This window comes from Streptomyces sp. NPDC053665, from assembly GCF_055585285.1.
Genome location: NZ_JBVJKK010000008.1, coordinates 233128 through 259581 on the forward strand (window position 1 = coordinate 233128; position 26454 = coordinate 259581).

Below are 26454 nucleotides of genomic sequence, written 5' to 3' on the forward strand. Positions count from 1 at the left end.
GAGGCATGGTCACCGCAGTCCGGCCCCCCGCCGCCCGCCTCTCCGTCCGACACCTCGGACCCAACTGGTACGCCACCGTCATGGGGACCGCCGTCGTCGCCACCGCCGGAGCCGGACTGCCCCCGCACGTTCCGGGGCTGCGCGCCGCACTGACCGCGGTGTGGGCCCTCTCGCTGCTCGCGCTGCTCGTCCTGCTCGGGGCGCGGGCCGCGCACTGGGCCCACCACCGCGCCCGGGCCCGCGCCGAACTGCTCGACCCGGCGACGGCGCCCTTCTACGGCTGCCTCGCCATGGCCCTGCTGGCCGTCGGCGGCGGCGCCCTCACCGTCGGCCGTGACCTCGTCGGGCTGCGCGCCGCGGTGGTGGTGGACGCCGTGCTGTTCACCACCGGCACGGTCCTCGCGCTGGCCGCCGCCGTGGCCGTCCCGTACCTGATGGCCGTGCGGCACCGGGTGGAGCCGGGGCAGGCCACGCCGGTGTGGCTGCTGCCGCTGGTCGCGCCGATGGTGTCGGCCGCGGTCGGGCCGCGGCTGGTGCCGCACCTGCCGGCCGGGCAGCCCCGTGCGACGCTGCTGCTCGTCTGCGTGGCCCTGTTCGGGCTGAGCCTGCTGGCGACCGGGCTGATGCTGCCGCTGGTCTTCGCGCGGTTGCTCACCGGCGGGCCGCTGCCCCCGGCCCTGACGCCGACGCTGTTCCTGGTGCTGGGGCCGCTCGGCCAGTCCACCACCGCCGTCGGCGCGTTCGCGGACGTCGCCCCCGGGGTCGTGCCGGAGCCCTACGGCCAGGGCTTCGGTGTCCTCGCCGTGCTCTACGGGGTGCCCGTGATGGGGTTCGCGCTGCTGTGGTTCTGCCTGGCCGCCGCCCTCGTCCGGCGGGCCCGGCGGCAGGGCATGGCCTTCTCGATGACCTGGTGGTCGTTCACCTTCCCGGTCGGCACCTGCGTCACCGGAGCCGAGGCGCTCGGGCGGCACACCGGGCTCTGGGCCTACGCGGGCCCCGCCGTCGTGCTCTACGCGGTGCTGGTGGCGGCGTGGGGCACCGCGGTGGCCGGGACCCTGCGCGGGCTGGTCAGCGGTGCGCTGCTCGCAGGGCCCGGCCCAGCACGCTCGGCGCCTCGCCCAGTGACGGTCCGTACCACGTCAGGTGCCGTCCGCTGACCAGCGCGCAGGGCAGGTCCGGGAACGCCTCCGGGCCGTCGTCGGCGGTGAAGCGGTAGGGCTCGTCCGGCAGGACGACCAGATCGGCGCCGCAGTCGCGCAGTTCCTCCAGCGGGATGCGCGGGTAGCGGTCGGGGTGGTCCGCGTGCACCAGGTCGACGCCGAGGCGGGCCAGGACGTCGCCGGCGAAGGTGTCGCGGCCCAGCACCATCCAGGGGCGCCGCCAGATCGGCACGATCGCCCTCGGCCGGTCCGCCGGCGCGGGCAGGGCCGCCCAGGTCTCCTCGGCCCGGTCCAGCCAGCGGGGACGGGCCGGCACCCCGCAGGCGTCCAGCACCCGGGCCAGTTCCCGGAAGGCCTGCGGCACGTTCCGGATCTCGGTCACCAGCACCTCGGCGCCCGTCTCCCGCAGGGCCCGGAGGTCGGGGGCGCGGTTCTCCTCCTCGTTGGCGATCACCAGGTCGGGCGCCAGGGAGGCGATCAGGTCGACGCGGGGGTTCTTGGTGCCGCCGACGCGGACGGCGTCCAGAGCCGGCGGATGGGTGCACCAGTCGGTGACGCCCACCAGGGCACCCGGCGCCGAGCGGGCCACGGCCTCGGTCAGTGAGGGGACGAGCGAGACCACCCTCACCGGCGCGGCCGGTCCCGGACCGCCTCGATGTGCTCCGCCACGGCGACGACGACGACGCGGGTGTCCGACTCCGCCGCCCGCCAGCGGTGCCGCACCCCGCCGGTCAGGTACAGCGTGTCCCCCCGCCCCAGGCGGTAGGCGCGGCCCTCCGCCTCGATCTCCACCGCACCGTCCGCCACGTACATCAACTGGTCGTTGCGGTACTGGAACTCACGGCCCGCGTCATGGTCGCCGGTGTACTCGGAGGCGTGCATCTGGTGGTGTCCGCGTACCAGGGAGCGGGTGCGGGGCCGGGGCAGCGGCTCGGGGTCGTCGGCGCGGACCACGTCCACGCTGCACGCCGGGTCGGCCGCGGCGAGCAGTTCCACGGCGGTCGTGCGCAGGGCGTCGGCGACCTTCTCCAGGGAACTGCGGCTGGGGCGGGCCCGGTCGTTCTCGACCTGGCTGAGGAAGGGGACGGACAGGCCGCTGCGCTCGGCCACGACGGCGAGGGTGAGGTCCAGCGCACGGCGCCGCCGGCGTACGGCCGCGCCGACCCGAAGGGACTGTTCTTTGTGGTCGCCCATCGCTCCGGCTCCCTCCTTCGCCCGTCGCCCGCTCCCGTGCCCCGGCGGTCCGGCGCACTCCTTCCGCCGGCCTGTCCGCACCCTACGCATGTTCGGCGGACCGCATCACGCGCCCGTCGCATCGCCGTCGTACCGGGCGGTGCGCGACCCGACGGTTCGCGCCAGGGGATCCGCCGCCCGGGGCGGTGGGGCGGGCGTCCCTCCCGGGGGAGGAACAGGGAGGGGAAAGGGGTTCGGGGGGTGGCGTAGCGCTCTGTGGTTGTCCGGATCCCGCTGGTGGGGATCGTGGGGTGGGTGGGACGCGGCGTGTCGCGTGTCCCACCCGGAACCCTACTGCGGCGTCATCCGGTTCACCATCTCCGGGTGCTGCTCCAGCCATGCGGCGACGGCCTGTTCCTCCTTGCCCTGGCCGCGGTCCTTGATCTCGCTCTCCAGGCTGCCGAGCTCGTCCTCGGTCATCCGGAAGTTCTTGATCCACTCGGTGAGCCGCGGGTACTCCTCGGGGAAGTCCTCGTGGGAGATGGTGCGGATCGTGTTGCCCTCGCCGAAGGCCTTCTTCGGGTCCTTGAGCTTGGTCAGTTGGTAGTCGCTGTACGCCCAGTGCGGCGACCACAGGGTGACGGCGATCGGCTCCTTCCTGGCGTAGGCGCGCTTCAGCTCGGCCAGCATGGCGGGCGTGGAGCCGTCGACGACCTCGTACTCGTCCTCCAGGCCGTAGCCGGGCAGGACCTTGTTCTTCAGCAGGTCCATCTCGCCGGTGCCGGGCTCGATGCCGATGATCCGGCCCTTGAAGGTGCCGGCCCTGCCCTTGAGGTCGGCCAGGGAGTCGACGCCCTTGACGTAGGACGGCACGGCGATCTCCAGGGAGGTCGGTGCGTACCAGGTCCCCAGGTCCGCGAGCCGGTCCTTGTTCTTGTCCCAGTAGTTCTTCTGCGCGTGGGGCAGCCAGGCGTCGAAGTTGAGGTCGATGTCACCGGAGGCCAGGCCGGTGTAGACCGGGCCGACGTCCATCTGCTTCAGGTTCAGCGTGTAGCCCCGCCGCTCCAGGACGTTCTTCCACAGGTAGGTGACGGCGATGTCCTCGTCCCAGGGGAACCAGGCGACGTCCAGGGGCTGCTCCGCCTCCGCCGGGGTCCCGCCGGCGCCCTTCACGGGGGCCATCCTGTCGGCGTAGCCGGGGTGCCGCTCCAGCCAGGCGCGGACGGCCTGCTGCTGCCTGCCCTTGCCCGCCTTGTTGATCTCCGCCTCGAGGCTGGTGAGCTCCTTCTCGCTCATCTCGAACTTCTTCAGCCAGCCGGCGACCGTGGGGTCGTCGTCGGCGAAGCCCTTGCGGGACAGGGTGTGCACGCCGTCGCCTTCGCCCCAGGCGCCCTTGGGGTCCTTCAGTTTCTTGAGGTCGTAGTCGTTGTACGCCCAGTGCGGCGACCAGAGGGTGACGACGACCGGCTTCTTCTGCGCGTAGGCGCGCTTCAGCTCGGCCAGCATGGCGGGCGTGGAGCTGTCGACGACCTCGTACTCCTCGTCGAGCCCGTACTCCTTGAGCACCTTGCTCTTCAGCAGGGCCATCTCGCCGGCGCCGGCCTCGATGCCGGTGATCTTCCCGCCGAACCGCGACGCCTTGCCCTTGAGGTCCGCCAGGGAGTCGATGCCCTTCATGTACGAGGGGACGCTGAGCTCCAGGGACGTCTTGTCGTACCAGGCGCCGAGGTCGTCGAGCCGCTTGCCGTACTTCTTCCAGTACGGGGCGTGGGTCGTCGGCAGCCAGCCGTCCGTCTGGAAGTCGATGTCGCCCTGGGCGAGCGAGGTGTACAGCGGGCCCGCGTCGAGCTGCTTGGCCTCGACCTCGTAGCCGCGCTGCTCCAGGACCTCCTTCCACAGGAAGGTGGAGGCGACGCCCTCGTCCCAGGGGATGTAGCCGATGCTGATCTTCTTGCCCCGGCCGACGTCCTTGCTCCCGGCCGAGTCCGGGGAGCCGCCGTCGCCGCCGAGGACGCCCATGCCGCCCGCGGTGAGCGCGAGGACGACGACGCCGATCACGGCGACCGCCGGGCGCGGCCGGTACGACCAGATCTTCAGCCCCTGGGCGGCGCGCAGCCGGGCGGCGGCGCGGCGGCCCAGCGGGGAGACCTGGGTGCCCAGCGCGCTGGTCATGCGGTCGAGGTAGATCGCGAGGATCACGATGCCCACACCGGCCTCGGCGCCGAGGCCTACGTTGAGCTGTCCGATGGCCTGGTTGACGTCGCCGCCGAGGCCGCCGGTGCCGACCATGCCGGCGATGGCCGCCATGGACAGGCCGAGCATGATGACCTGGTTGACGCCGGCCATGACCGTGGGCAGGGCCAGCGGGAGCTGGACGCGCAGCAGGGTGTTGCGGGGTGTGGTGCCGAACGCCTCGGCGGCCTCGACCAGTTCCTTGTCGACCTGGCGGATGCCCAGCTCGGTCATGCGTACACCGGGGGCCAGCGCGAAGATCAGGGTGGCGACGATGCCCGCGGAGGCGCCGGTGCCGAAGAAGAGGATGGCCGGGATCAGGTAGACCATCGCCGGCAGCGTCTGCATGAAGTCCAGGACCGGCCGGATCAGTGCGCTGACGCGGTCGGAACGGGCCGCCCAGATGCCCACGGGCAGGGCGATCACCAGGGCGATGACGGTCGCCACGAGCACGAGCGCCAGGGTGGTCATCGCGTTCTCCCACAGCCCGAGGGAGTCGATGAACGCGAACCCGGCGAAGGCGAGGACACCGGCGAGGGTGCCGCGCAGCCAGAAGGCGATCACGGCGAGGATGCCCGCGAGGAGCAGCGGTTGCGGGGCCTGGAGCACCGCGTCGATGCCGTCGTGGAGGCCGAGGAAGACGGTCTTGCAGAAGTCGAAGAACCAGCCCATGTGGGTGGTGAGCCAGTCGACGGCGTCGTTGACCCAGGTGCCGAGCTGAACCCTAGGCACGGGCGGTCACCTTCTCCCCGTCCTTGTCGCGCGGGGAGTCGCAGGGCTGCGGGGTGACGTCCGGCTCGTCGCCGAGGAAGCCGACCAGCCGCTGCCTGGGTATCTCGCCGACCAGCCTGTCGTGCTCGTCCACCACCGGGACCGGGTGCGTCAGGCGGGCGCTGATCGCGCACAGTTCGGTGAAGGGGGTGTCGGGCGTGGCGGTCTCGCAGTGGCAGCCGGGGGTGGCGCCGGCGACCGCGGTGTCCATGAGCTCGGCCGCGGTCAGCACGCGGGAGCGGTCGACGTCCTGGGTGAAGGAGGCGACGTAGTCGTTCGCGGGCCGCAGCAGGATGTCCTGGGCGGTGCCGTTCTGGACGATGCGCCCGTCGCGCATGACGGCGATGCGGTCGCCCAGGCGCATGGCCTCGTTCAGGTCGTGGGTGATGAAGACGATCGTCTTCTTCAGCTTCTGCTGGAGCTCCAGCAGCTGGTCCTGCATGTCGCGGCGGATCAGCGGGTCCAGGGCGCTGAAGGACTCGTCCATCAGCAGCAGGTCGGCGTCGGTGGCGAGCGCGCGGGCGAGACCGACGCGCTGCTGCATGCCGCCGGACAGCTCGTCGGGCCAGGACTTCTCCCAGCCGGCCAGGCCGCACAGGGCGAGCGCCTCGTCGGCGCGGCGTGCGCGCTCGGCGCGGGGCACGCCCTGCACTTCCAGGCCGTAGGCCGCGTTCTCGCGCACACTGCGGTGCGGGAACAGGGCGAAGTGCTGGAACACCATGCTGATCTTGCGGGAGCGGACCTCGCGCAGTTCGCGGTCGCTCAGCGCGGTCAGGTCCTGGCCGTCGAAACGCACCTGCCCGGCGGTCGGTTCGAGCAGGCCGTTCAGCATGCGCAGCAGGGTGGACTTGCCGGAGCCGGACAGGCCCATGACGACGAAGATCTGCCCGGGCTCGACGGTGAACGACGCGTCGATCACGGCGGCGGTGGCGCCCTCGGCGCGCAGCTCCTCGCGGTCGGCCCCGTCGCGCAGCCGCTCGACGGCCCGCTGCGGTCTCCTGCCGAACACCTTGTACAGGCTCTCTGCCTCAAGGCTCGCTGACACGTGCACCTCTGTTCCGTCGGCGGCAAGGACGGAGCGAGACAGGGCGCAAACAGTTGAAATGCGCAACCAGCCTCGCTCCGGGGCGGCGCCTCCCCCCGATCTTGAAAGCCAAACAAAAGAGTGAGCCGCGTCACACGCGTGGTGCGGCGACGACGTGCCGTGCAGCACCGGATGCCTGTCGGTGCCGCACCGGGTGGCTGTCGGTGCCGTACGGCATGATGCGAGGCGTGACCGGACGACTGATGCTCCTCGACACCGCTTCCCTGTACTTCCGCGCCTACTTCGGGGTGCCCGAGTCGGTCAAGGCGCCGGACGGCACCCCGGTGAACGCCGTGCGGGGACTGCTCGACTTCATCGACCGCCTGGTCCGGGACCACCGGCCGAGCCACCTGGTGGCCTGCATGGACGCCGACTGGCGACCGCACTGGCGCGTCGAGCTGATCCCCGCGTACAAGGCGCACCGCGTCGCCGAGGAGCGCCCGGCCGGCCCGGACGAGGAGGAGGTGCCGGACACGCTGTCCCCGCAGGTGCCGGTCATCGAGGAGGTGCTGGACGCGCTGGGCATCGCGCGCGTGGGCGTCGCGCGGTACGAGGCGGACGACGTGATCGGCACCTTCACCGCGCGCGCGAAGAGCCCGGTCGACATCGTCACCGGCGACCGCGACCTCTACCAGCTGGTGGACGACGCGCGCGGGGTGCGCGTGCTGTACCCGCTGAAGGGCGTGGGCACGCTCCAGCTCACCGACGAGGCGGCACTGCGCGAGAAGTATGGGGTCGACGGGAAGGGGTACGCGGACCTGGCCCTGCTGCGCGGCGACCCCAGCGACGGCCTGCCGGGCGTGCCGGGCATCGGCGAGAAGACCGCCGCCAAGCTGCTGGCCGAGTACGGCGACCTGGCCGGGATCATGGCGGCCGTGGAGGACCGGAGGTCGAAGCTGACGCCGACGCAGCGCAGGCGGCTGGACGAGGCGCGCCCGTACCTGGCGGTCGCGCCGAAGGTGGTCCGGGTCGCGGACGACGTGCCGCTGCCCGAGGTGGAGACGGCGCTGCCGCGCGGCCCACGCGACCCGGAGGCGCTGGAGGCACTGGCCACCCGCTGGGGTCTGGGCGGTTCGCTGGAGCGGCTGCTGACGACGCTCTCGGCGTGAGCGCCCGGGACCGCGGCCCACGCCCGGGGGCGGACGACCCGGGCGGACGGTCGGTGCACACCCTCCGGGCGGACGGTCGGTGCACACCTTCCGGGCCGACGGTCGCCGGAAACCTTCCGGCCGACAGGCGTGCACAGGGCACGGGGTGCTAACTTAGGTAACCCTAACCATGCGAGACAGGGAGGTCCTCATGGCAGAGCGACCGGAACGCCAGCCGCGCAGGACGCACTCCGCGCAGGTCGTCCGCACCGAGCGGCTGACCCCGCACATGCAGCGCGTGGTGCTCGGCGGTGAGGGCCTCGCCGACTTCGCGGCGGACACCTGCACCGACCACTACGTGAAGCTGCTGTTCCCGCCGCGCGGCGTCACCTACGCGGAGCCCTTCGACCTCCAGCGCGTCCGCGAGGAACTCCCCCGCGACCAGTGGCCGGTGACCCGGACGTACACGGTCCGCCACTGGGACGCCGAGCACCGCGAGCTGACCCTGGACTTCGTCATCCACGGCGACGAGGGCCTGGCCGGCCCCTGGGCCCTGCGCGCCCGGCCGGGCGAGACCGTGCGGTTCATGGGACCCGGCGGCGCCTACGCGCCCGACGCCACCGCCGACTGGCACCTGCTCGTGGGCGACGAGAGCGCCCTCCCGGCGATCGCCCGCTCCCTGGAGTCCCTGCCGCCCGGGGCCCGGGCCCACGCCTTCGTGGAGATCTCCGGCCCCGAGGAGGAGCAGAAGATCGACTCGGACGTGGAGGTCGTCTGGCTGCACCGCGGCGACCGGCCGCAGGGCGAGGCACTGATCGAGGCCGTGCGGAACCTGGAGTTCCCCGACGGGCGTGTGCACGCCTTCGTCCACGGCGAGGCGCACTTCGTCAAGGAGCTGCGCAAGCTGCTGCGCGTCGAGCGCGGCCTGCCGCGCGAGGACCTGTCGATCTCCGGCTACTGGCGCCTCGGGCACAACGAGGACGGCTGGCAGGCCTCGAAGCGGGAGTGGAACGCCCGGATCGAGGCGGAGCAGGAGAACGCCCCGGCGGCCTGACCGGAGGGCGAGGCCGCGTCCTCGCGCCGCCCCGCACTCCGGGTGTCCCGTCGCCTCGCCGGGGCTCGTACGCTGACGACGATGAGACGCAAGACTCCCGTTCCGCCCTCCCCCCTCCCGCAGCGCCACGGCGTGGACGCGGTGCGCGTGCGGCTGCCGCCGTCCGGTCCGTGGTCCACCGTGCGCGACCACCTGGTCGAGCGGCTCAGCGGTGCGGGGGACGGCGTCGTCGACGGGATGCTCCGGGCCGGGCTGATCGTGACGGCCGACGGACGGCCGGTCGAGCCGGACGCGCCCTACGCGCCCGGGTCGTTCGTGTGGTTCCACCGGGAGCTGCCCGACGAGGTGCCGGTGCCGTTCCCGCTTCGGGTCGTGCACCGGGACGAGCACATCGTCGTCGTCGACAAGCCGCACTTCCTGGCCACCACCCCGCGCGGCGGCCATGTCGCGCAGACCGCGCTGGCGCGGCTGCGCCGGGAGCTGGACCTGCCCGCGCTCACCGCCGCGCACCGGCTGGACCGTCTCACGGCCGGACTCGTGCTGTTCACGGTGCGCCCCGGGGAGCGCGGCGCCTACCAGACCCTGTTCCGCGACCGGCTGGTCCGCAAGGAGTACGAGGCCGTCGCCCCGTACGACCCCGCGCTCGTCCTGCCCCGGACCGTACGCAGCCGGATCGTGAAGGAGCGCGGGTCGCTCACCGCCCGGGAGGTGCCCGGGGAGCCCAACGCGGTCAGCGAGGTGGACCTGCTCCAGCGGCAGCCGGAGGGGGCGGGCGGGCTCGCCCGGTACCGGTTGCTGCCGCGGACCGGCCAGACCCATCAGCTGCGGGTCCACATGAGCGCGCTGGGCGTGCCGATCCTCGGCGACCCGCTCTACCCGCGGGTCGCCGCCCCGGTCCCGCCGGGCGACTTCCGGCGCCCCCTGCAACTGCTCGCGCGGGTACTGGAGTTCACCGACCCGGTCACCGGCCGGGAGCACCGGTTCCGCAGCACCCGCACGCTCGCCGCCTGGACGTCGTACGACCGGTGGGCCGCCGGGACGTACGACGGCCCACCGCACGGTCAGTAGCCGCGCCACCAGCTGAGGAACCGCTGCCACACTCCCCTGCGTCCGGCCGGTCCCGCCGCCGGAGCCGGCGGGACCGGCGGCGGAGGAACCGGCCGGGGCTGCACGGGGGCCGGCTGGGGCAGCGCGGCGGCGGTCGGCACAGGCGGCGCCGGCGACTGGACCTGCGGCTGCGACTGGTGCTGCGGCTGGGGCTGGGGCTGCACGGTGCCGATCTGCCAGTCGGAGCGCTGCGCGGGGACCGGCTTGTGGTGGGGCTGCTCGGACACGTCCTGGAGCGGCTTCGGCGAGAACGTCACCGGCAGGTCCCCCAGGTGCCGGGAGGCGATGGACTCCGTCCAGCGCAGCTCCTCCTCGTCGCAGTCGAGCTCGACGTCCGGCAGCCGCATCAGCAGGGCGTCCACGCCGACGTCGGCGATGGACCGGCCGATGTCCTGGCCCGGGCACTCGTGCGGACCGCCCCCGAAGGCGAGATGGGACCGGTTGCCCTGCATGCTGGCCTTCAGGTCCGGACGCACCCTGGGGTCGACGTTCGCCGGGAGCGGGGCGAAGAGCAGGCCGTCGCCGCGGCGGATGCGCTGGCCGCCCAGCTCGGTCTCCTGCTTGGCGAAGTAGGCGAAGACCGTGCTGAAGGGCGGCTCGTTCCACAGGGACTGCTCCACCGCCTCCGGCACCGTCATCTGACCGCCGTTGAGCTGCGCCCGGAAACGCGGGTCGATCAACACCGTGAGCAGCACGTTCGACAGCAGGTTCGTGGTGGCCTCGTAGGCCGCGAACAGCACCAGGCGCAGGTGCTCGCGTACCTCGTCGTCGCTCAGCCGGGCGGGGTGGGTGATCAGGTAGCTGGCCAGGTCCTCCTCCGGCCGGGCGCGGCGCCGGGCGGTGAGCCGGCTCAGGGCGTCCATCACGAAGGCATGGCTGGCGATCGCGGTCTCGGTGCCCTTGAGGGCGTCGCGGGCGGCCTCCACGAGGCGGTCGCTGTACTCGTCGGGCATGCCGAGGATCTCGCACATCACCGCCATCGGCAGGTGCTCGGTGAACTGGCCCACCAGGTCGGCCTCGCCCACCTCGCAGAACCGGTTGACGATGGCCTGCGTGCTGCGGTTGATGTACCGCCGCAGGCTGCGGAAGTCGATGGTGGAGATGGCGCCCATGACGGCGCCTCGCAGCCGCTTGTGCTCGTCGCCCTCGGCGTGCGAGGCGATGGGCTGCCAGGCGATGTGCGGCATCAGCGGGTGGTCGGGCTTGACCAGGCCCTCCCGCAGGGGGGTCCAGATCCGGCTGTCCCGGCAGTACTGCGAGGGCGAGCGCACCATGTGCAGGTTCTCGGCGTGGCCCAGCACGATCCACATGGGCACGTCGTCGTGGAGCAGCACCGGCGCCACGGGGCCGTGCTGCTCGCGCAGTTGCTCGTACAGCGCTCCCAGGTCCTCCACCTCGTGCAGCCGGTGCAGTCCCCCGGGCCCGAGGGCGTGCGCGGGGCAGCCGGGGGGCGGGGCGGGCCGGGAGGCGTCCGTACCGGTCGGGGCGTGGGATTCAGGCGTCACAGTGGTCGCTCCGGGGCTTTCCAGGTGTCACAGGGGGGAAGGTGCGGTGCGGATCGCGCGGATCAGGCGCGCGAGCCCGTCATGGCGAGCGAGTGCAGGAACCGCATGAGGGTCATCAGCACGTCCCGGCTGGAGGCCCGCCGCCGCGCGTCGCACTCCACGATCGGGATGTCCGGGGTGAGGTCGAGGGCCGTGCGCAGCTCCTCCAGGGCGTAACGGGGCGCGTCCGGGAAGGAGTTGACGGCGACCACGAACGGGACGCCGCGTTCCTCAAGGCGCCCCATGACGTCGAAGCTGACCTCCAGGCGCCGGGTGTCGACCAGGACCACTGCGCCGAGCGCGCCCTCGAACAGGCCGTTCCACAGGAACCAGAAGCGCTGCTGGCCGGGCGTGCCGAAGAGGTACAGCACGAGCTGCTCGGTGATGCTGATGCGCCCGAAGTCCATGGCGACGGTGGTGGCCGTCTTGGTCGCGGAGCCGAAGTTGTCGTCGACGCCCACGCCGGCCTGGGTCATGGTCTCCTCGGTGGTCAGCGGGGTGATCTCGCTGACCGAGCCGACCATGGTCGTCTTGCCGACGCCGAAGCCGCCCACGATCACGATCTTGGCCGCTGCCTGTGCCGTCTGGGGCAGCTGGTCCTCGGCCCGGGGGCCGGGGATGGTGTCAGAGCCGTTGAAGTCCATGCATCACCGCTTCGAGGAGGGAACGGTCGGAGCGCGCCTTGCGGACGATCGGGGCGCGCGCCTGCACCAGTTCCGCCGTCAGCAGCTCGGTGAGCAGCGTGCCCATGGCGCTGAACGGCAGGTGGAGGTAGGCCGACAGCTCGGCCACGGACAGGGGGGCGGCGCACAGCCGGAGCAGCGCCGCCTGTTCGGGCGAGGCGGAGGGAGGCGGGTCGGCGGCACGCGCCACGATCAGCGTCACCAGGTCGAGCTCGGCCCGCTCTCCGTCCGGGCCGGCCACCACGTACATCCGCTCGGGGTTGCGGACCTTGCCCTCGCCCTCCGCGGGCGGGGACGCGTCCGGTGCGGGGTCGCGCCTCTGGCGTCGGGGAGGGGTCATACGATCTGCCCGTTGCGCCGGGGCGGGCTGGTGAGGTGCCCGCCGATCCGGACGACCAGGTCGCGCATCATCGCGCTCATCCGGCCGGGTTCGCACCGGACGTCGGAGAGCACCGCGAGGAAGGCGTTGGCCCCGGCGTTCATCAGGTAGAAGTAGCCGCGGTCGATCTCGATCATGACCAGCTTCATCTCGCCGTCGCCGACGGAGAGTTCCTGGCAGATGCTGCCGGCGAGGGACTGCAGCCCGGCGCAGGCCGCGGCGACCCGGTCGGCGGCGTCGGGCTCGCCGCCGTAGCGGGCGATGCGCAGTCCGTCGGCCGAGAGCACCACGATCATCTCGATGCCGGGCACGCCGTCGGCGAGCTGCTTGAGCATCCAGTCGAAGTTGCCTCGCTGCTGGATCACTTGAGGTCCCCCTCGTCCTCGGCCTCGGTGGGGGCCGGATCGTTGATCAGGTGCAGGTACTTGGTCGGGTTGCGGATGAAGTCCGTCGGGTGGGTGCCGGGTTCGATGCCCTGCTTGAGTCCCTCCCAGAAGGCCTCCAGGCCCTTGCCGGGGGCGTCGGGCGCGCTCATGTCGCGCAGGGGCTTGTGCTCCGGCTCCTGCACCGCGGCCCAGGGGTTGTACTCGCCGCGCTCCTCGGCCTCCCGGTCGGCCTGCTCGTAGGCGGCCTGCTGGGCCAGCCGTTCGGCGAGCGGCATCTTCACGCGGCTGCGGCGCTGCGGCAGCCCGTTGGCCGTCCACTCCGTGACCTCGGGGACGTCGTCGTCCTCCAGGAGGACCGTGGCGGGGATCTTCGGGCTGGTCGGGCGGCGCTTCTTGGGCGTGCGCTTGGGGCCCTCGGGGATGCCGACGGTCATGGGGATGCCGGTGGCGCCGATGCCGTGGGCGAGGCCGACACCGGGCTCGTGGGTGATCATCTCGCTCGGCACGATGAGGATGGCGCGCACGCCGCCGTAGGCGGAGGCGCGCAGCGAGACCTGCATGTTGTACGCGGTGCACAGCCGGCCGACGACGGCGAGGCCGAGACGCGGGTGCTCACCGATGTCCTGCAGGTCGACGCCCGCCTTGGCGGCCTCCAGCAGGCCCTCGATCCGGGCCCGCGCCTCCTCGTTGAGGTTGACGCCGCCGTCCTCGATCTCGATGCAGACGCCGGTCTGCACCTCGGTCGCCGTGACGTGCACCTTGGTCTGCGGCGGCGAATAGCGCGTGGCGTTGTCGAGGAGTTCGGCGGCGGCGTGGATGACCGGCTCGACGTAGATGCCCTTGACGCTGACCTTCGCGATCGAGGACAGCTGGATGCGCCGGTACTCCAGGATGCGCGACATGGCGCCGCGCAGGGTGCTGTAGAGCGACACCGGCTCGGGCCACTGCCGCCCGGGGCGGCCGCCGCCGAGGACGGAGACGGAGTCGGCCAGGCGGCCGATCAGAGCGTTGCCGTGGTCGATGCGCAGCAGGTCGTCGAAGACCTCGGGGTTGCGGCCGTGGTCCTCCTCCATCTCCCGCAGTTCCGCGGCCTGCTGGTGGATGATCGCCTGCACGCGGCGGGCGACACTGACGAAGGAGCGCGCGGCGGCGTCCCGCATGGTCACCTCGCGGTCCACGATCCGCAGCACCGTCAGCAGCGTCTCGACCTGGTCCGCCGGGAGGTCGCGGTAGGCGGGGTCGGCCAGGCCGAGCTTGCGGATCACCTCACGGGGCGATTCTCCCGTGCGCAGCAGGTCGAGCGCGGCGGGGACGATCTCCCGGGAGAACCGGATCAGTTCGCTCTCCCGGGCGGCGACCCGCTGTTCGAGGTACGCGGTGCGTTGCGCGTGCTCGGCCTGCCGGTTGCGCAGCACACGGCCGCGGCGCACCGCCTCGGCCGCGGTCGCGACCACCAGCACGGTGGCGATGCCACCGCACCACCCGACGGCGAGCCGGGCCGGTGCCGTCACCAGGGCGACGGCGGCCCCGGTCGCCGCGGCCATCACTATGGCCGGGAGCAACAGGACGCGCGCGGGCGGAAGTTCACGGCGACCGGGAGGGGACTGAACACTCACCATGGGGGCCTTCTGACAGGAGTCGACTGAGGTTCGCGGGGACGTGCAAGGGGGTATGTCAGGTAACGGTCCGGATCATCTGCACATTGGGGAACAAACGCCCGAATTCACCTCAAGGCGGGGCGCTGCGGGCGAGCTTAGTCCGACCGGATCATCGCCGTGTCATGTTCGGCAACTGCCGGAAACCGGTTGCGAAGGGATAGTAGGCTCACCCGGTTGCACGCTGCGAGACCGTTCGAATGCAGTGCGTGACGGCGTACAGGCATACGAAACGATGTCACCGCCGTCCACGGCGGCGACGGGGGCGAGTCGGTGTGCGGCGGCTACGGGCACCTGCTGGCCTGGCTCCCCCTGGCGACCGCCAACCGCAACCCCGACACGGCCGAGTTCGTACACGGACCCGACGGGGAGAGCCTGTACGACAACTTCTCCACGCGCCCGGTGCTCACACTCTGAGCGACCGAGCACGTCCTTCAAGGGGTTGGTTGTAGTCGCCCGACTAGGCCGAGGCCTCGGCCCCCGTGCTGGGGGCGAACCCGCTTCCTTGCTCGGCGAACACCCTGATCGCGGCGCCCAGGAACCCCGCCAGCTCGGGGTGGTAGGAATCGTGGAACGCCCTCATGGCCTCGTCCTCGGCGTAGAAGAGCGACATGCCGACGTAAGCCTCCCTGGAGGGGGTGTAGAACCGGCTCACGATGTCGAAGTGCCTGCGGGTGAGCTCCTGGATCTGCTCGTCCCCCGGCAGGGAGCCGCCGTCCAGGCAAGCCGTGATCTCCCGGTACAGGACGTCCCAGTCCTGGTGGACCCGCTCCCTGTCCACATGTGCCCAGTTGTTGGTCTCGGCAAGGCTCTTCGCCTGCTCCTCGGCCAACGACCGGCGACACTGGTCCTCGTAACTGTTCCCCACGGCACCGGTTCCCATCGTTTCGTCCTCCTCTCCGGTGGATCCCGAGAGGCCGCCGACACGTCGACATCGACCGGACGCCGATGATCAACTGCCGGTCCAGGCCGAACGGTGACACACCGCCACCGGGTGGGCAAACCATTTCCACGCCCTTCGGAGATCGGGCAGCGGCACCACTCTTCGGGGGCGGGTCAGGGTGTGATCGAGGGTCACTGCGGGGTGAACCCCGATGACCACGGGACCCGCCCGCTGACAGGGTGAGAGACATGACCTCAACGCGCATGTCACGCAGGACTTTTGTGGGCATCACCCTGTCGGGGACGACCGCGCTGGCCGCCACCGCGGTGCTGCCCGCCCCCCGCGCCCGCGCCCTGGGCACGCCGATCCCGCCGCTGGACCCCACCGCCCTGCAAGCGGCGATCGACGACCTGGAACACCCGCCGTCGACCGCGGCTCAGCTGTGCGTCGGCGGCACGGCCGGCCACTGGCGCGGAACCTCGGGCGTGGCCGACCTCCGGACGCACCGACCACCGACGTCACAGGACAAGGTGCGCATCGGCAGCATCACCAAGGCCTTCGTCGCCACGGTGGTGCTGCAACTGGTGGCGGAGGGCCTGATCGACCTCGACGCGCCCGTGCGGCGCGTCCTGCCAGGGCTGCTGCCGGCCCGGTTCGCGGCTGTCACCGTGGCACACCTGCTGAACCACACCAGCGGACTGCCCGACCACGTCGGCATACCGGAGCCACGGACCCCGGAGGAGGTGGTCCGCCACCGCTTCGACCACTGGACGCCACAGCAGTGGGTGGCGACAGCGACCCACGGACCACTGAAGTTCACCCCGGGCACCCGGCAGGAGTACCGCGGCATCAACTACGTCCTGGCCGCGCTGATCATCGACAAGGTGACCGGCCGCCCGTACGGGGAGGCCGTCACGGATCGCCTACTGCGTCCGCTGAACCTGGCGCGCACCGTCGTACCCGGCGACGACCCGCGCATCCACGGCCGGCACGTGCACGGCTATCTGGCGATGACCGACGGCAGCCTGCGGGACATCACCGTCCACGACCAGTCCTCCAGCCGCGGCGAGGGCGACATGATCTCCACGACCGGCGACCTCGACCGGATGCTCGCCGCGCTGTTCTCCGGCGAGTTGCTCCCACCCGAGCTGCTCCAGCTGATGTTCACCCTGCCCCCGAGCGATGTGCGCATGCTGGACGGCTCCCCGGCCCGCTACAGCACCGGCCTGCAGCAGGCCACCGTCAACGGCATCACCCTCTGGGGCAAGACCGGCGAGACGTACGGCTACAAGAACGCCGCGTTCTCCACGCGCGACCGGCAACGCCGCTTTGTGCTCGCGTACCACCCGGCGACCACCCGCGACGGTACGGAGAGCCAGCTGATCGCGCGGGTCGCCGACCTGCTCACCCGCAACCGAAGCGCCGAAGGCCCAGCGGCCTGAAGGGTGTTGCGGAAGGCCTGAGGGCGGACCCGTTCACCGCGCTGGGTGAACGGGCTTGCGTCCGAAGCCGATCGAGCGCCCGGGCGTGACCCGCGCGGCGGGTGGTCAGCCCACGGACGAGTAGGCGACCACACCCCGCAGCAGCAGATCCACGGCCTTGCGCGAGTTCCGCACGACGGAGGAACCCTCCGGTGCCGCCGCCGCGATCTGCCCCAGCACGTCGATGACCTGCTTGCACCAGCGCACGAAGTCACCCGCCGGCATCTCCGCCTCGCGCAGCACCTCGTCCAGCCCCTTGCCCGAGGCCCACATGTACGCGGCCCAGGCGAACCCGAGGTCCGGCTCGCGCTGCCCGACCCCTTCGGTCTGGCTGATCCGGAACTCCTCCTCCAGCGCGTCCAGCCGGCCCCAGATCCGCACCGTCTCGCCCAGTGCGGCCTTGGCCTTGCCCGTGGGCAGCTTCGGCGCCATGGCGTCGTCCCCGACGCGCGACTCGTACACCAGCGCCGAGACGCACCCGGCCAGTTCGGCCGGGTTGAGGCCCTCCCAGACGCCCGCGCGCAGGCACTCGCTGGCGAGCAGGTCCAGTTCGCCGTACAGCCGTGCCAGGCGCTTGCCGTGCTCGGTGACCTCGTCACCGCGCAGGTAGTCCAGCTCCGTCAGCAGCGCGACGATCCGGTCGAAGGTCCGGGCGATGGTGTTCGTCCGGCCCTCGATGCGCCGCTCCAGCTGCGAGGTGTCCCGCAGCAGCCGGTGGTAGCGCTCGGCCCAGCGGGCGTGGTCCTCGCGGTCGCTGCACCCGTGGCAGGGGTGCGCCCGCAGGGCGGTCCGCAGCCGGGCGATCTCGCGGTCGTCGGTCGCCTGGGAGCGCCGCTTGCGGTGCCGGTCGGCCGGGATGTGCCCCGCCTTGGTGCGCAGGGCGGAGGCGAGGTCCCGGCGGGACTGCGGGGAGCGGGCGTTGAACGACTTGGGGATGCGCATGCGCTCCAGCGGCTCGACCGGCACCGGGAAGTCGATCGCCGCCAGCCGCTTGACCTGCCGCTCGGCGGTCAGCACCAGCGGGCGCGGGCCGTCGTGGTGCTCGAAGCCGCGATGGCCGTTCGACCGCCCCGCGGACAGCCCCGGGTCCAGCACCAGGGCCAGGCCCGCGTACTTGCCGGTGGGCACGTGGATGACGTCACCGGGCTTCAGCTTCTCCAGCGCCACGGCGGCCTCCGCACGCCGCTGGGCGGCGCCCTGACGGGCCAGCTCGTTCTCCCGGTCCTTCAGTTCACGGCGCAGCCGCGCGTACTCCTCGAAGTCGCCGAGGTGGCAGGTCATGGAGGCCTTGTAGCCCTCCAGGCCCTCCTCGTTGCGCTGCACCTGGCGGGAGATGCCGACGACCGACTTGTCCGCCTGGAACTGCGCGAAGGACGTCTCCAGCAGCTCCCGCGAACGGTGCCGGCCGAACTGCTCCACCAGGTTGACCGCCATGTTGTACGACGGCTTGAAGCTGGAGCGCAGCGGATACGTGCGGGTGCCGGCCAGACCGGCCAGGTGCTCCGGGTTCATGCCGCGCTGCCACAGCACCACGGCGTGGCCCTCGACGTCGATGCCGCGCCGCCCGGCCCGGCCCGTCAGCTGGGTGAACTCGCCGGGGGTGATGTCGGCGTGCTGCTCGCCGTTCCACTTGACGAGCTTCTCCAGCACCACCGAGCGGGCGGGCATGTTGATCCCGAGCGCCAGGGTCTCGGTCGCGAAGACGGCCTTGACCAGCCCGCGCACGAAGAGCTCCTCCACGACCTCCTTGAAGGTCGGCAGCATGCCCGCGTGGTGGGCGGCGATGCCCCGCTCCAGGCCCTCCAGCCACTCGTAGTAGCCGAGGACGTGCAGGTCCTCGCGGGGGATGGAGGCCGTGCGCTCCTCGACCAGGGAGCGGACCTTGTGGCGCGCCTCCTCGTCGTTGAGCCGGAGCCCGGCGTACAGGCACTGCTGGACGGCCGCCTCGCAGGCGGCGCGGCTGAAGATGAAGGTGATGGCGGGCAGCAGCCCCTCGGCGTCGAGCCGCTCGATGACCTCGGGCCGGCTCGGCGTCCAGATGCGGGAGCGCTGCCGGCGCTCACGCTCGCGGTCGGCCTCGCGCATCGACCGGCCGCGCCTGCGGTCCTGGTACGACGGCCGGCTGGCCTCCATGCGCGCCATGCGCGTGAGGTCGGGGTTGACGGCCCTCTTGCGGCCCTCGCCCTCCTCGAACAGGTCGTACATCCGCCGCCCGGCCAGCACGTGCTGGAACAGCGGCACGGGCCGGTGCTCGGAGACGATCACCTCGGTGTCGCCGCGGACCGTGTCGAGCCAGTCGCCGAACTCCTCGGCGTTCGACACGGTCGCCGACAGCGAGACCAGGGTGACGGACTCGGGCAGGTGAATGATCACCTCTTCCCAGACGGCGCCGCGGAACCGGTCGGAGAGGTAGTGCACCTCGTCCATGACCACGTAGCCCAGGCCCAGGAGGGTCTGCGACCCGGCGTACAGCATGTTTCGCAGCACCTCGGTGGTCATCACGACCACGGGGGCGTCGGAGTTGACGCTGTTGTCACCGGTGAGCAGGCCGACCTTGTCCGCGCCGTAGCGGCGGCACAGGTCGGCGTACTTCTGGTTCGACAGCGCCTTGATGGGTGTCGTGTAGAAGCACTTCCTGCCCTGCCCGAGGGCGAGGTGGACGGCGAACTCGCCGACGATCGTCTTGCCGGAGCCGGTGGGCGCGGCGACCAGCACGCCCTTCCCCGCCTCGAGCGCCTGGCAGGCCTCGATCTGGAAGGGGTCGAGGCCGAAGTCGTACATCTCGCGGAAGGAGGCGAGCGCGGTGGCCTGCTCGGCAGCGCGCTTGCGGGCTGCCGCGTACCGCTCGGCCGGTGAGAGGTCCTCTGTCATCGTGCTTTCGAGCGTACCGGGCCGCACTGACAACAGGACGATCATTATCCGGATCGGGTTTCCCCGCCCCTCGGATCGGCGCAGCTCAGGGGCCGACGACCCGCAACGCTCCGCGGACGCAGCGGGCGCTCAGCGGCAGCGCGCCGAGCGCCTCCCCGTCGGCGTAGCCGGTGACGCCGTCGGCGGCGATCTCCACCCGGGCCGCCCGCACCACGGTCACCCACGGGTGCTCGACGTGGGTCCCGCGGTACACGCCCGGGAAGACGCGCAGCAGCGTCCTGCGGCTGCACGGTCCGACGACCGTGACGTCGAACAGCCCGTCGGTGAGGTCGGCGGCCGGGCAGATGCGCATGCCGCCGCCGTAGGAGGGGCCGTTGCCGACCGCCACCAGGGTCGCCTCGACCTCCAGGACCTCGCCGTCGTCGAGCCGGAGACGGTAGGGCACGGGTCGCAGGCCGGCCAGCTCGGCGATCACCGCCAGGTCGTACCGGAGGCGTCCGGCGGGCCATCGCATGCGGTTGCCGCGGTCGTTGACGCGGGAGTCGAAGCCGGAGGCGAGCACCGTGCCGAACCAGTGGTCCCCCACCTGTCCGAGGTCGACGTCGCGGATCCGGCCGCCCTTGAGCGCGTCGGCGATCATGCGGCCCGCGGCGGCCGGTTCCCGTACGGGCATGCCGAGCGCGCGGGCGAAGTCGTTGCCGGTGCCGACGGCGACCAGGCCGAGCGGCGTGCGCGTGCCGGCGACGGCGCGCAGCGCCAGGTTCGCCATGCCGTCGCCGCCGACGGCGACCAGCGCCCCGGTGCCGCCCGCAACGGCGGCCCGCGCGCGGGTCAGGGCGTCCTCGGCGTCCTCCCCGAGCACCGTGCGCACGGAGAAGCCGGCCGCCCGCAACGCGGAAGCGGCCGGCTGCGCCGCGCGGGCGCCCCGGCCGCGGCCCGCGGTGGGGTTGACGAAGAGGGTGATCTCGCTGGTCACGGGGATGACCCTACGAGCCGGCCGGCGGTCCTCAGGTCACGTCGTCATAACCGTTGACCCGGTCCGTGCGCTCGCCGCTCGCCTGCTCGGGCAGGGCGGCCCGGCTGGTGGTCACGGGCTCGATCTCGCCGATGTCCTCGGGCGTGAGATCCAGCTCGGAGGCCTCGTCGTCGGCGGGACCGAGGGCGTCGCGGCGGGCACGCCGCCTGTCGTTCGCGAGGGCGATCGCGCTCGCTGCGAAGTACAGAACCCAGATGGGGCCCGCCAGGGCGAGCATGGAGATCGGGTCGGTGCTGGGCGTGGCGACCGCGGCGAACAGGGTGATGCCCAGGATCATGCCCCGCCACCAGCCCGCCATCCGCTTGCCGGAAAGGACGCCCCCGAAGTTCAGCATGACCAGCAGCAGCGGCAGCTCGAAGGAGAGCCCGAAGACGATGATCATCCGCATGACCAACTGCAGGAGATCATCGAGGGGAAGCTGGTTGTCGCTGCCGATGATCGAGAACTCGAGCATCACGGACGCCATCTTGGGCAGCGACCAGTAGGCGAAGTAGGCGCCCGTGAGGAACAGGGGGAACCCCGCGGCCACGAAGGCCAGCGAATACTTCTTCTCGTGCCGGTGCAGGCCCGGGGCCACGAAGGCCCACAGCTGGTACAGCCACACCGGGGCCGCGAGTGCCACACCGGAGGACAGCGAGACCGTGAGGGCGAGCGTGAACGGGCTCAGCAGACCGTTCTGGACGATCCGCGCGCACTGCGTTTCCTCGGTACCTTTCGCCAGTTCGGCGAAGCTGTACTTGCATCCCACCGCGTCGAGGATGGGATCGGTGAAGAACTGGATGATGTCCTTGTAGAAGAAGGCAGCGACCACGGTCGTGACGACGATCGCCAGCAGGCTCTTCACGAGCCGGTTGCGGAGCTCGCGGAGGTGCTCCGCGAGGGGCATCCGCCCCTCGGGATCCTTCTCCTGCTTGCGGGCAGACTTCAGCAACCCACGTTCCCATCTCGTGCGGCGGGCCGGAGGTCACCGGCCCTGCGTCAGCGCTTGGTCGTGTCCGTGGGCTCGTTGACCGGGCGCGAGCTGGTCACGTCGCCGGGAGCGGCCTGGATGGTGCGCTGCGAGGGCTCGTCGGTGTTCGGCGGGCCGGCCGGGGTGGTGGACGACTTGTTCTCGTCCTTCATCGCCTTGGCCTCGCTCTTGAGGATGCGGGCGGACTTGCCGAGCGACCGAGCCATGTCCGGAAGCTTCTTCGCGCCGAACAGCAGGATGATGACGACGAGGATGAGAATGATCTCGGGGGCTCCGAGCCTTCCGAACATAAGTCTTTACCTTCTCACCGAGGCGGCTGTGGTGGGGTGCTGTCCGACCGGTCGGACACATGTCCGGACGATCGGGTCGACAGCGATCGTAACGCCCGGGGGTGAACGTGAGGCAATCCCTCTGCGTCCCCTGTGCGTACTCCCGTCCGCGGCCCGCGCCTCGTTAACCGGACCACGATCAGCAGCGTACCTGTCTCTGCCTGCCCGGTGACAGGGCGAGCGGGTCCACGGCGCGCTGCACGCCCGGACGGTTCACAGGGCGTCGGCCGACCGGGCCGCGCTCTCCGCGGCCCGCTCCAGATCCTCCGCGGCCCGGTTGATCCGGCGTGCCGCGTCGGTGACCTGCCTGCCCAGGTCCTGCGCGGCCACGAAGACCCGCACGGCGAACACCGCCAGCACGGCAAGACCCACGAATCCCACGGCAACCGCGAACATCGGCCAGAACATGACGTCGAGCCTAGACCGTCCCCGGGGGAGGTACGTCCCGGCCCGTCAGAGCGTCGAGTGCAGCCGCAGCGTGCGCACCCCGCCGCCGGTGAGCAGTTCCACGATCCGCTCCCCCGCGGGCTTGCGGACCGCCGAGCCGCACCGGGGGCAGGTGAAGGAGTAGAAGGTGGTGCGGCTGGACGCGCCGATGGCGAGGCGCAGCGCACCGGCGGCGAGCTCGAAGCGCTCCCGGCAGTCCGGGCAGCCGGCCCGGAACAGCACCGGGGCGACGGCTCTCATGCCGGTGAAGGCGGACTCCGCCGTCATGCCCGCCGCTGAGGACGTCACCGACTCGCTCACAGACCTCGCTCCTCTTCCTCGGGTCGTTCGCCTGCGGGGTGCCGTGCCGGGCGCGCCCGGACGGTCCCGCCGGATCGCCCGCACCGCGGGCACCCCCGGATCACTCGCCCGCGCCGTCCGGCCCGTCCGCGATCGCGTGCGCCGCCTGGGGCTCCGGCGCGGGGCGGCGCGCACCGGCCGCTTCGACCGCTTCAACCGCCTCGATCCCGTCGTACGCGGCGAGCGCCTCGCGCGCGGCCTGCCGGGCGCTGCCGGCGAGCTCCGGCGGGGAGACGATCCGGCCGTCCCGCCCGAGCCGCAGCGCCAGCCGTCTGAGCGACGTCGGGTCGGGGGTCCGCAGGGTGATGCGCAGCCCGCCGTCCGCGAGCTCGTCCGCGCTGTCGTGCGGGTAGTACTCGGCGACCCAGCGGCCGCCGGGGCCGACCTCGATCACGACCTCCGGGTCCTCCGCCGCGGGCTGCACCAGGGCCTCCGACAGGTCCCGCAGTTCGATCTCCGGCGGGGCGGAGGGCTCGTCGAGGATCTTGATCTCGGCGACCCGGTCGAGCCGGAAGGTGCGGCGCGCCTCGGAGCGGCGGCACCACGCCTCGACGTAGGTGTGCCCGACGCTGACCAGGCGGATCGGGTCGATCTCCCGCTCGGTGACCTCGTCCCGGGCGGGCGAGTAGTAGCGGATCCACAGGCGGCGGCGCTCGGCGATCGCCCGGTCGACGTCGGCGAAGACACCGCCCTCGGACTCGAAGGTCACCGACAGCCGCGAGCTGGCGCCCGCCGCCTCGCCGGCCGCGGTCTCCACCTTGGCCGTCGCCCGCAGCAGCGCCTGCCTGTCGCTCTCCCGCAGTCCGGGCAGGGTGGCCACGGCCCGGGCGGCGACGAGCAGGGCGGTGGCCTCGTCCGCGGCGAGCCTCAGCGGCTCCGCCGCCTCCGCCGCGAGCGCGGCCGGGTTGTGCCACCAGATGCGCTCGCCGTCGGTGTCGATGTCGAGCAGGTCGCCGCCGCGGAAGCTGGTGCCGCACATGGGCAGCACGTCGAGGTCGGAGACCAGCTCGTCCTCGGTGACGCCGAAGGCGCGTGCCACGTCCTCCACACGCGCCCCCGGGCGCTCCCTCAGGTACGTCACCAGGGAGAGCATCCGCCGGGTCTGGTCGATGGCGTTCACGGGCCTGACCGGTTTGCCTGCCACTGTCTTGCTCCGCTCCCCCTCAGCCCTTGGCCACGGCACGCAGCCGGTCCACCACGTCGGCCCGCAGCTCCGCGGGCTCCAGTACGACCACGTCGGGCCCGAACTCCACCAGCCAGGCGTCCAGCCCGTGGCCGTACGGAATCTCCAACTCGTCCCAGCCGTCGCCGAGTTCCCGAACCGAGGTGGCCTTCGCCCGAAGGGGGTACCCGGCGTCCGACCGCAGCCGGATGCGGGCCGAGCGGTCGGCGATCTCCCCGGCCCAGCTCGCGACGGTCTCGCGGACGGTGACCACGTCGGGTACGGGGGCCGTGTACCGGCCGCCGCGGGAGCGGACCTTGCCGGTGATGCGGGACAGCCGGAACACCCGCTCCGCGCCCCGGTCGCGGTCCCAGCCCGCCAGGTACCAGTGGCCGCGCCAGCACTCCAGCGCCCACGGCTCGACGTGCCGCTGCTCGGGGTGGGCGGCGGTGGCCTTGCGGTAGTCGAAGACGACCGGGCGCCGGTCCCGGCAGGCCAGCATCAGCGGTTCGAACGCCGCCTCGTGCACGGGGATCCGGGGTTCCAGCGCGCCGTGCGACCCGTACGGGTCGACGTCCTCGGGCAGCCCGGCGGCGCGCAGCTTCTGCAGCGCTCCGCTGGCCGCTCCGGCGAGCCGGGCCTGCTGCCACACCTTGGCGGCCAGCCCCAGCGCGGCGGCCTCCTCCGCGTCCAGGGTGATGGGCGGGAGGCGGTTGCTGTCGCGGCGGGCCATGTAGCCCACCTCACCCTCGAGGCTCTCGACCGTCTCGATCACCAGGCCGAGTTCACGCAGGTCGTCCTTGTCCCGCTCGAACATGCGGTTGAACGAGTCGTCGGACCCGGCCGAGCCGCTGCCCGGCCCGAAGGCCTCGACGTAGGCCTCGATGGAGTCGCGCAGCTCGCGCTTGCTGAGCGGCCGCCGGGTCCCGAGCAGACACAGCGCCAGATTCATCAGCCGCTCGGCCTTGGCAATGGCCATCGACGCGCTTCGCCTCCCTATGGTGCTTACGAGCGATGACCGTACCGCCACACGGTGGTACGGCAAAAGCCGAGGGCCCATGCCGGACAGGCATGGGCCCCAGGTGATCGAGTCTGTCGGACCGTGATCAGACGCCGAGCAGGTCGACCACGAAGATCAGCGTCTCGCCGGGCTTGATCGCCGGGGTCGGGCTCTGGTTGCCGTAGGCGAGGTGGGCGGGGATGGTCAGCTGGCGGCGGCCGCCGACCTTCATGCCCTGCACACCCTGGTCCCAGCCCTTGATGACCCGGCCGCCGCCCAGCGGGAAGCGGAAGGGGGTGCCGCGGTTCCAGCTGGCGTCGAACTCCTCGCCGGTGCTGAAGGCCACGCCGACGTAGTGCACGGTGACCGTCTGGCCGGCCTGCGCGACCGGTCCGTCGCCCTCCCAGATGTCCTTGATCTCGAGGTCCGCCGGGGGCTCGCCGCCCGGGAAGTCGATCTCGGGCTTGTCGATGCTCACTTCATCTCTCCTTGTTGCGTGACCTGCGTCGGGGACAGTCTCACAGACAGCCGGGTCAGACCGCGCCCAGGATGTCCACGGTGAAGACCAGCGTGTTCTTGGACAGCTCGCTCTGGGGGCTCGCGCCGTAGCCGAGCGAGGGCGGGATCACCAGCAGCACCCGGTCGCCCACGTGCTTGCCGACCAGGCCCTTGTCCCAGCCTGCCACCACGGAGCCGTTGCCGATCTGGAAGGCCGTGGCACCGCCGTGGTCCCAGGAGGAGTCGAACTTCTTGCCGTCCTCCCACTTGACCCCGGTGTACTGGGCGATCAGGCCCTGGCCGGCCTCGATCTTCTTGCCGTCGCCCTTGACCAGCACCTGCTCCTTGAGGTCCTTGGGGGCCTTGACGCCCTTGGGGACGGTGATGGTCGCGGCCTTCTGCGAGGGGGCCTTCACCTCGGGCAGGCCCGACTCGGAGGCCGCCTGCTCGCCCTCGGCCTCGCCCTTGGCGTCGACGCTCGCCGCGCCGACCGGGTCGACCACCCAGATCAGCACGTCCTTGGCGGCGATGCCGGAGGACGTGTTCAGGCTCTGGCCGATCAGGTCGCCCGCGGTGCCCTGCACGAGGATGCGGCTGCCGGGCTTCTTGCCCTTCACCGCGTCGAGGACCTTCTCGGGCAGCTGCTGGCTCGGCTTGCCGATCTGCTCGACGGACTGCCGGCGCGGGGCGCTGCCGCCCGCCGCCCCCGCGGCCCAGGTGCCGCCCAGCTCCTTGTCGTCGCCCCACTTCTCGACGGTCCAGTCGAGGCGGACGAAGTCGGCGTTCTTGATCGCGCTTCCGCTGCCCGGCGAGAGCGTCTTGACGACGGTCTTCTCGGACGGGTCACCGTCCTCGGGCACGGAGATCTCGGGCTTCGCCCCGACCTTTCCCTTGACCTCGGCGACGCCTCCCGCCGCGTCGCCGTTGTTCCCGTCGTCCGACCCGCACGCGGCGGTGAACAACAGGGCGGGAACGGCCAGCAGCGCGGCCACGAGTCGTTTCGTGTTGTAGTTCATCAGTCCAACTGGGATCGGGGGTGGGGGGCCAATGTGCGCCACTCTACGGCGTACGCACGCGCGACCGGACCCGGCGGACGACACGGCGCCGCCCGGGCCGGTCACG

The 26454-nt window shown here is 72.1% G+C and carries 26 protein-coding genes; 6 read left to right on the plus strand and 20 right to left on the minus strand.

Going from position 1 to position 26454, the window contains the following annotated elements:
* Positions 1-5: 5 nt before the first annotated feature.
* Entirely contained in the window at positions 6-1157 is a 1152-nt protein-coding gene (locus ACZ6ZN_RS29125) for a TDT family transporter (protein WP_469650793.1), read from the plus strand.
* Here the strand turns inward: ACZ6ZN_RS29125 and ACZ6ZN_RS29130 are convergent.
* From ACZ6ZN_RS29130 to ACZ6ZN_RS29145, 4 genes are all read right to left on the minus strand, one after another.
* Positions 1069-1788: a helical backbone metal receptor gene (locus ACZ6ZN_RS29130; protein WP_469650795.1), complete on the minus strand. Its 720-nt coding sequence runs from the start codon at positions 1786-1788 to the stop codon at positions 1069-1071. The genes ACZ6ZN_RS29125 and ACZ6ZN_RS29130 overlap by 89 nt on opposite strands.
* Positions 1785-2354, minus strand: a complete 570-nt coding sequence (locus ACZ6ZN_RS29135) for a helix-turn-helix domain-containing protein (RefSeq protein WP_398110602.1) — start codon at positions 2352-2354, stop codon at positions 1785-1787. The genes ACZ6ZN_RS29130 and ACZ6ZN_RS29135 overlap by 4 nt, the downstream gene beginning before the upstream one ends.
* 330 nt (positions 2355-2684) lie before the next feature.
* The gene (locus tag ACZ6ZN_RS29140) at positions 2685-5297 is read right to left on the minus strand and encodes an ABC transporter permease/substrate binding protein (protein WP_469650797.1); all 2613 of its coding nucleotides are present in this window, start codon (positions 5295-5297) and stop codon (positions 2685-2687) included.
* A complete protein-coding gene (locus ACZ6ZN_RS29145) occupies positions 5290-6381 on the minus strand; it encodes a quaternary amine ABC transporter ATP-binding protein (protein WP_469650799.1) in 1092 nt (363 codons plus the stop codon). Before ACZ6ZN_RS29145 ends, ACZ6ZN_RS29140 begins: the two co-directional genes overlap by 8 nt.
* 218 nt (positions 6382-6599) lie before the next feature.
* On the opposite strand from ACZ6ZN_RS29145, the gene ACZ6ZN_RS29150 reads away from it, so the two are divergent.
* The 3 genes from ACZ6ZN_RS29150 (at position 6600) to ACZ6ZN_RS29160 (ending at position 9630) form a co-directional block, all read left to right on the plus strand.
* Positions 6600-7529 (plus strand): 5'-3' exonuclease, encoded by a 930-nt coding sequence (locus ACZ6ZN_RS29150; RefSeq protein WP_469651062.1) that lies wholly within the window; start codon positions 6600-6602, stop codon positions 7527-7529.
* Positions 7530-7719: 190 nt separating this feature from the next.
* Positions 7720-8562, plus strand: a complete 843-nt coding sequence (locus ACZ6ZN_RS29155) for a siderophore-interacting protein (RefSeq protein ID WP_469650802.1) — start codon at positions 7720-7722, stop codon at positions 8560-8562.
* Positions 8563-8643: 81 nt separating this feature from the next.
* Complete coding sequence (locus ACZ6ZN_RS29160; RefSeq protein ID WP_469650804.1) at positions 8644-9630, plus strand: RluA family pseudouridine synthase; 987 nt, start codon at positions 8644-8646, stop codon at positions 9628-9630.
* Here ACZ6ZN_RS29160 and ACZ6ZN_RS29165 read toward each other — a convergent pair.
* From ACZ6ZN_RS29165 to ACZ6ZN_RS29185, 5 genes are all read right to left on the minus strand, one after another.
* Complete coding sequence (locus ACZ6ZN_RS29165; RefSeq protein WP_469650807.1) at positions 9624-11174, minus strand: cytochrome P450; 1551 nt, start codon at positions 11172-11174, stop codon at positions 9624-9626. The two genes, ACZ6ZN_RS29160 and ACZ6ZN_RS29165, sit on opposite strands and share 7 nt — an antisense overlap.
* A 62-nt stretch (positions 11175-11236) precedes the next feature.
* Complete coding sequence (locus ACZ6ZN_RS29170) at positions 11237-11857, minus strand: GTP-binding protein (protein WP_369198187.1); 621 nt, start codon at positions 11855-11857, stop codon at positions 11237-11239.
* Positions 11838-12236 carry a DUF742 domain-containing protein gene (locus tag ACZ6ZN_RS29175; protein ID WP_451879850.1) on the minus strand — a complete coding sequence of 133 codons (399 nt, stop codon included), beginning with the start codon at positions 12234-12236 and terminating at the stop codon, positions 11838-11840. The genes ACZ6ZN_RS29170 and ACZ6ZN_RS29175 overlap by 20 nt, the downstream gene beginning before the upstream one ends.
* Entirely contained in the window at positions 12233-12640 is a 408-nt protein-coding gene (locus ACZ6ZN_RS29180) for a roadblock/LC7 domain-containing protein (protein WP_059419444.1), read from the minus strand. Before ACZ6ZN_RS29180 ends, ACZ6ZN_RS29175 begins: the two co-directional genes overlap by 4 nt.
* Positions 12637-14280: an ATP-binding protein gene (locus tag ACZ6ZN_RS29185; RefSeq protein WP_451879851.1), complete on the minus strand. Its 1644-nt coding sequence runs from the start codon at positions 14278-14280 to the stop codon at positions 12637-12639. The genes ACZ6ZN_RS29180 and ACZ6ZN_RS29185 overlap by 4 nt, the downstream gene beginning before the upstream one ends.
* A gap of 309 nt (positions 14281-14589) precedes the next feature.
* Here ACZ6ZN_RS29185 and ACZ6ZN_RS29190 point away from each other — a divergent pair, with 309 nt between their 5' ends.
* Positions 14590-14733, plus strand: coding sequence for a hypothetical protein (locus ACZ6ZN_RS29190; RefSeq protein ID WP_469650811.1), 144 nt, complete (start codon positions 14590-14592; stop codon positions 14731-14733).
* Between the two features lie 43 nt (positions 14734-14776).
* On the opposite strand, the gene ACZ6ZN_RS29195 is transcribed toward ACZ6ZN_RS29190, so the two are convergent.
* The gene (locus tag ACZ6ZN_RS29195) at positions 14777-15199 is read right to left on the minus strand and encodes a TipAS antibiotic-recognition domain-containing protein (protein WP_469650812.1); all 423 of its coding nucleotides are present in this window, start codon (positions 15197-15199) and stop codon (positions 14777-14779) included.
* A 248-nt stretch (positions 15200-15447) separates the two neighbouring features.
* Here ACZ6ZN_RS29195 and ACZ6ZN_RS29200 point away from each other — a divergent pair, with 248 nt between their 5' ends.
* Positions 15448-16641, plus strand: a complete 1194-nt coding sequence (locus ACZ6ZN_RS29200; protein WP_469650815.1) for a serine hydrolase domain-containing protein — start codon at positions 15448-15450, stop codon at positions 16639-16641.
* A gap of 105 nt (positions 16642-16746) precedes the next feature.
* On the opposite strand, the gene ACZ6ZN_RS29205 is transcribed toward ACZ6ZN_RS29200, so the two are convergent.
* The 10 genes from ACZ6ZN_RS29205 to ACZ6ZN_RS29250 form a co-directional block, all read right to left on the minus strand.
* A complete protein-coding gene (locus ACZ6ZN_RS29205; RefSeq protein ID WP_451879854.1) occupies positions 16747-19596 on the minus strand; it encodes a DEAD/DEAH box helicase in 2850 nt (949 codons plus the stop codon).
* A 40-nt stretch (positions 19597-19636) separates the two neighbouring features.
* Positions 19637-20527 carry a diacylglycerol kinase gene (locus ACZ6ZN_RS29210; protein ID WP_469650819.1) on the minus strand — a complete coding sequence of 297 codons (891 nt, stop codon included), beginning with the start codon at positions 20525-20527 and terminating at the stop codon, positions 19637-19639.
* Positions 20528-20558: 31 nt separating this feature from the next.
* A complete protein-coding gene (tatC, locus tag ACZ6ZN_RS29215; RefSeq protein ID WP_451879856.1) occupies positions 20559-21518 on the minus strand; it encodes a twin-arginine translocase subunit TatC in 960 nt (319 codons plus the stop codon).
* Positions 21519-21565: 47 nt separating this feature from the next.
* On the minus strand, positions 21566-21847 hold the full coding sequence (tatA, locus tag ACZ6ZN_RS29220; RefSeq protein ID WP_333934557.1) for a Sec-independent protein translocase subunit TatA: 282 nt from the start codon (positions 21845-21847) through the stop codon (positions 21566-21568).
* A 252-nt stretch (positions 21848-22099) separates the two neighbouring features.
* On the minus strand, positions 22100-22294 hold the full coding sequence (locus ACZ6ZN_RS29225; protein ID WP_451879857.1) for a hypothetical protein: 195 nt from the start codon (positions 22292-22294) through the stop codon (positions 22100-22102).
* 45 nt (positions 22295-22339) lie between these two features.
* Positions 22340-22600, minus strand: a complete 261-nt coding sequence (locus ACZ6ZN_RS29230) for a hypothetical protein (RefSeq protein WP_398110794.1) — start codon at positions 22598-22600, stop codon at positions 22340-22342.
* 133 nt (positions 22601-22733) lie between these two features.
* The gene (locus ACZ6ZN_RS29235) at positions 22734-23816 is read right to left on the minus strand and encodes a helix-turn-helix transcriptional regulator (protein WP_469650823.1); all 1083 of its coding nucleotides are present in this window, start codon (positions 23814-23816) and stop codon (positions 22734-22736) included.
* 19 nt (positions 23817-23835) lie between these two features.
* Positions 23836-24813 carry a helix-turn-helix transcriptional regulator gene (locus ACZ6ZN_RS29240; protein WP_398110585.1) on the minus strand — a complete coding sequence of 326 codons (978 nt, stop codon included), beginning with the start codon at positions 24811-24813 and terminating at the stop codon, positions 23836-23838.
* Positions 24814-24940: 127 nt separating this feature from the next.
* A complete protein-coding gene (locus ACZ6ZN_RS29245) occupies positions 24941-25312 on the minus strand; it encodes an FKBP-type peptidyl-prolyl cis-trans isomerase (RefSeq protein ID WP_019754140.1) in 372 nt (123 codons plus the stop codon).
* A gap of 55 nt (positions 25313-25367) precedes the next feature.
* The gene (locus tag ACZ6ZN_RS29250) at positions 25368-26348 is read right to left on the minus strand and encodes an FKBP-type peptidyl-prolyl cis-trans isomerase (RefSeq protein WP_398110584.1); all 981 of its coding nucleotides are present in this window, start codon (positions 26346-26348) and stop codon (positions 25368-25370) included.
* Positions 26349-26454 lie beyond the last annotated feature (106 nt).

What these genes read in the sequence shown, in the direction of transcription:
- ACZ6ZN_RS29125 (WP_469650793.1), top strand. Translation starts at nt 6, where the DNA reads ATGGTCACCGCAGTCCGGCCCCCCGCCGCCCGCCTCTCCGTCCGACAC.
- ACZ6ZN_RS29135 (WP_398110602.1), bottom strand. Translation starts at nt 2,354, where the DNA reads ATGGGCGACCACAAAGAACAGTCCCTTCGGGTCGGCGCGGCCGTACGC.
- ACZ6ZN_RS29150 (WP_469651062.1), top strand. Translation starts at nt 6,600, where the DNA reads ATGCGAGGCGTGACCGGACGACTGATGCTCCTCGACACCGCTTCCCTG.
- ACZ6ZN_RS29155 (WP_469650802.1), top strand. Translation starts at nt 7,720, where the DNA reads ATGGCAGAGCGACCGGAACGCCAGCCGCGCAGGACGCACTCCGCGCAG.
- ACZ6ZN_RS29160 (WP_469650804.1), top strand. Translation starts at nt 8,644, where the DNA reads ATGAGACGCAAGACTCCCGTTCCGCCCTCCCCCCTCCCGCAGCGCCAC.
- ACZ6ZN_RS29170 (WP_369198187.1), bottom strand. Translation starts at nt 11,857, where the DNA reads ATGGACTTCAACGGCTCTGACACCATCCCCGGCCCCCGGGCCGAGGAC.
- ACZ6ZN_RS29175 (WP_451879850.1), bottom strand. Translation starts at nt 12,236, where the DNA reads ATGACCCCTCCCCGACGCCAGAGGCGCGACCCCGCACCGGACGCGTCC.
- ACZ6ZN_RS29185 (WP_451879851.1), bottom strand. Translation starts at nt 14,280, where the DNA reads ATGGTGAGTGTTCAGTCCCCTCCCGGTCGCCGTGAACTTCCGCCCGCG.
- ACZ6ZN_RS29195 (WP_469650812.1), bottom strand. Translation starts at nt 15,199, where the DNA reads ATGGGAACCGGTGCCGTGGGGAACAGTTACGAGGACCAGTGTCGCCGG.
- ACZ6ZN_RS29200 (WP_469650815.1), top strand. Translation starts at nt 15,448, where the DNA reads ATGACCTCAACGCGCATGTCACGCAGGACTTTTGTGGGCATCACCCTG.
- ACZ6ZN_RS29205 (WP_451879854.1), bottom strand. Translation starts at nt 19,596, where the DNA reads ATGATCGTCCTGTTGTCAGTGCGGCCCGGTACGCTCGAAAGCACGATG.
- tatA (WP_333934557.1), bottom strand. Translation starts at nt 21,847, where the DNA reads ATGTTCGGAAGGCTCGGAGCCCCCGAGATCATTCTCATCCTCGTCGTC.
- ACZ6ZN_RS29225 (WP_451879857.1), bottom strand. Translation starts at nt 22,294, where the DNA reads ATGTTCTGGCCGATGTTCGCGGTTGCCGTGGGATTCGTGGGTCTTGCC.
- ACZ6ZN_RS29230 (WP_398110794.1), bottom strand. Translation starts at nt 22,600, where the DNA reads ATGACGGCGGAGTCCGCCTTCACCGGCATGAGAGCCGTCGCCCCGGTG.
- ACZ6ZN_RS29240 (WP_398110585.1), bottom strand. Translation starts at nt 24,813, where the DNA reads ATGGCCATTGCCAAGGCCGAGCGGCTGATGAATCTGGCGCTGTGTCTG.
- ACZ6ZN_RS29250 (WP_398110584.1), bottom strand. Translation starts at nt 26,348, where the DNA reads ATGAACTACAACACGAAACGACTCGTGGCCGCGCTGCTGGCCGTTCCC.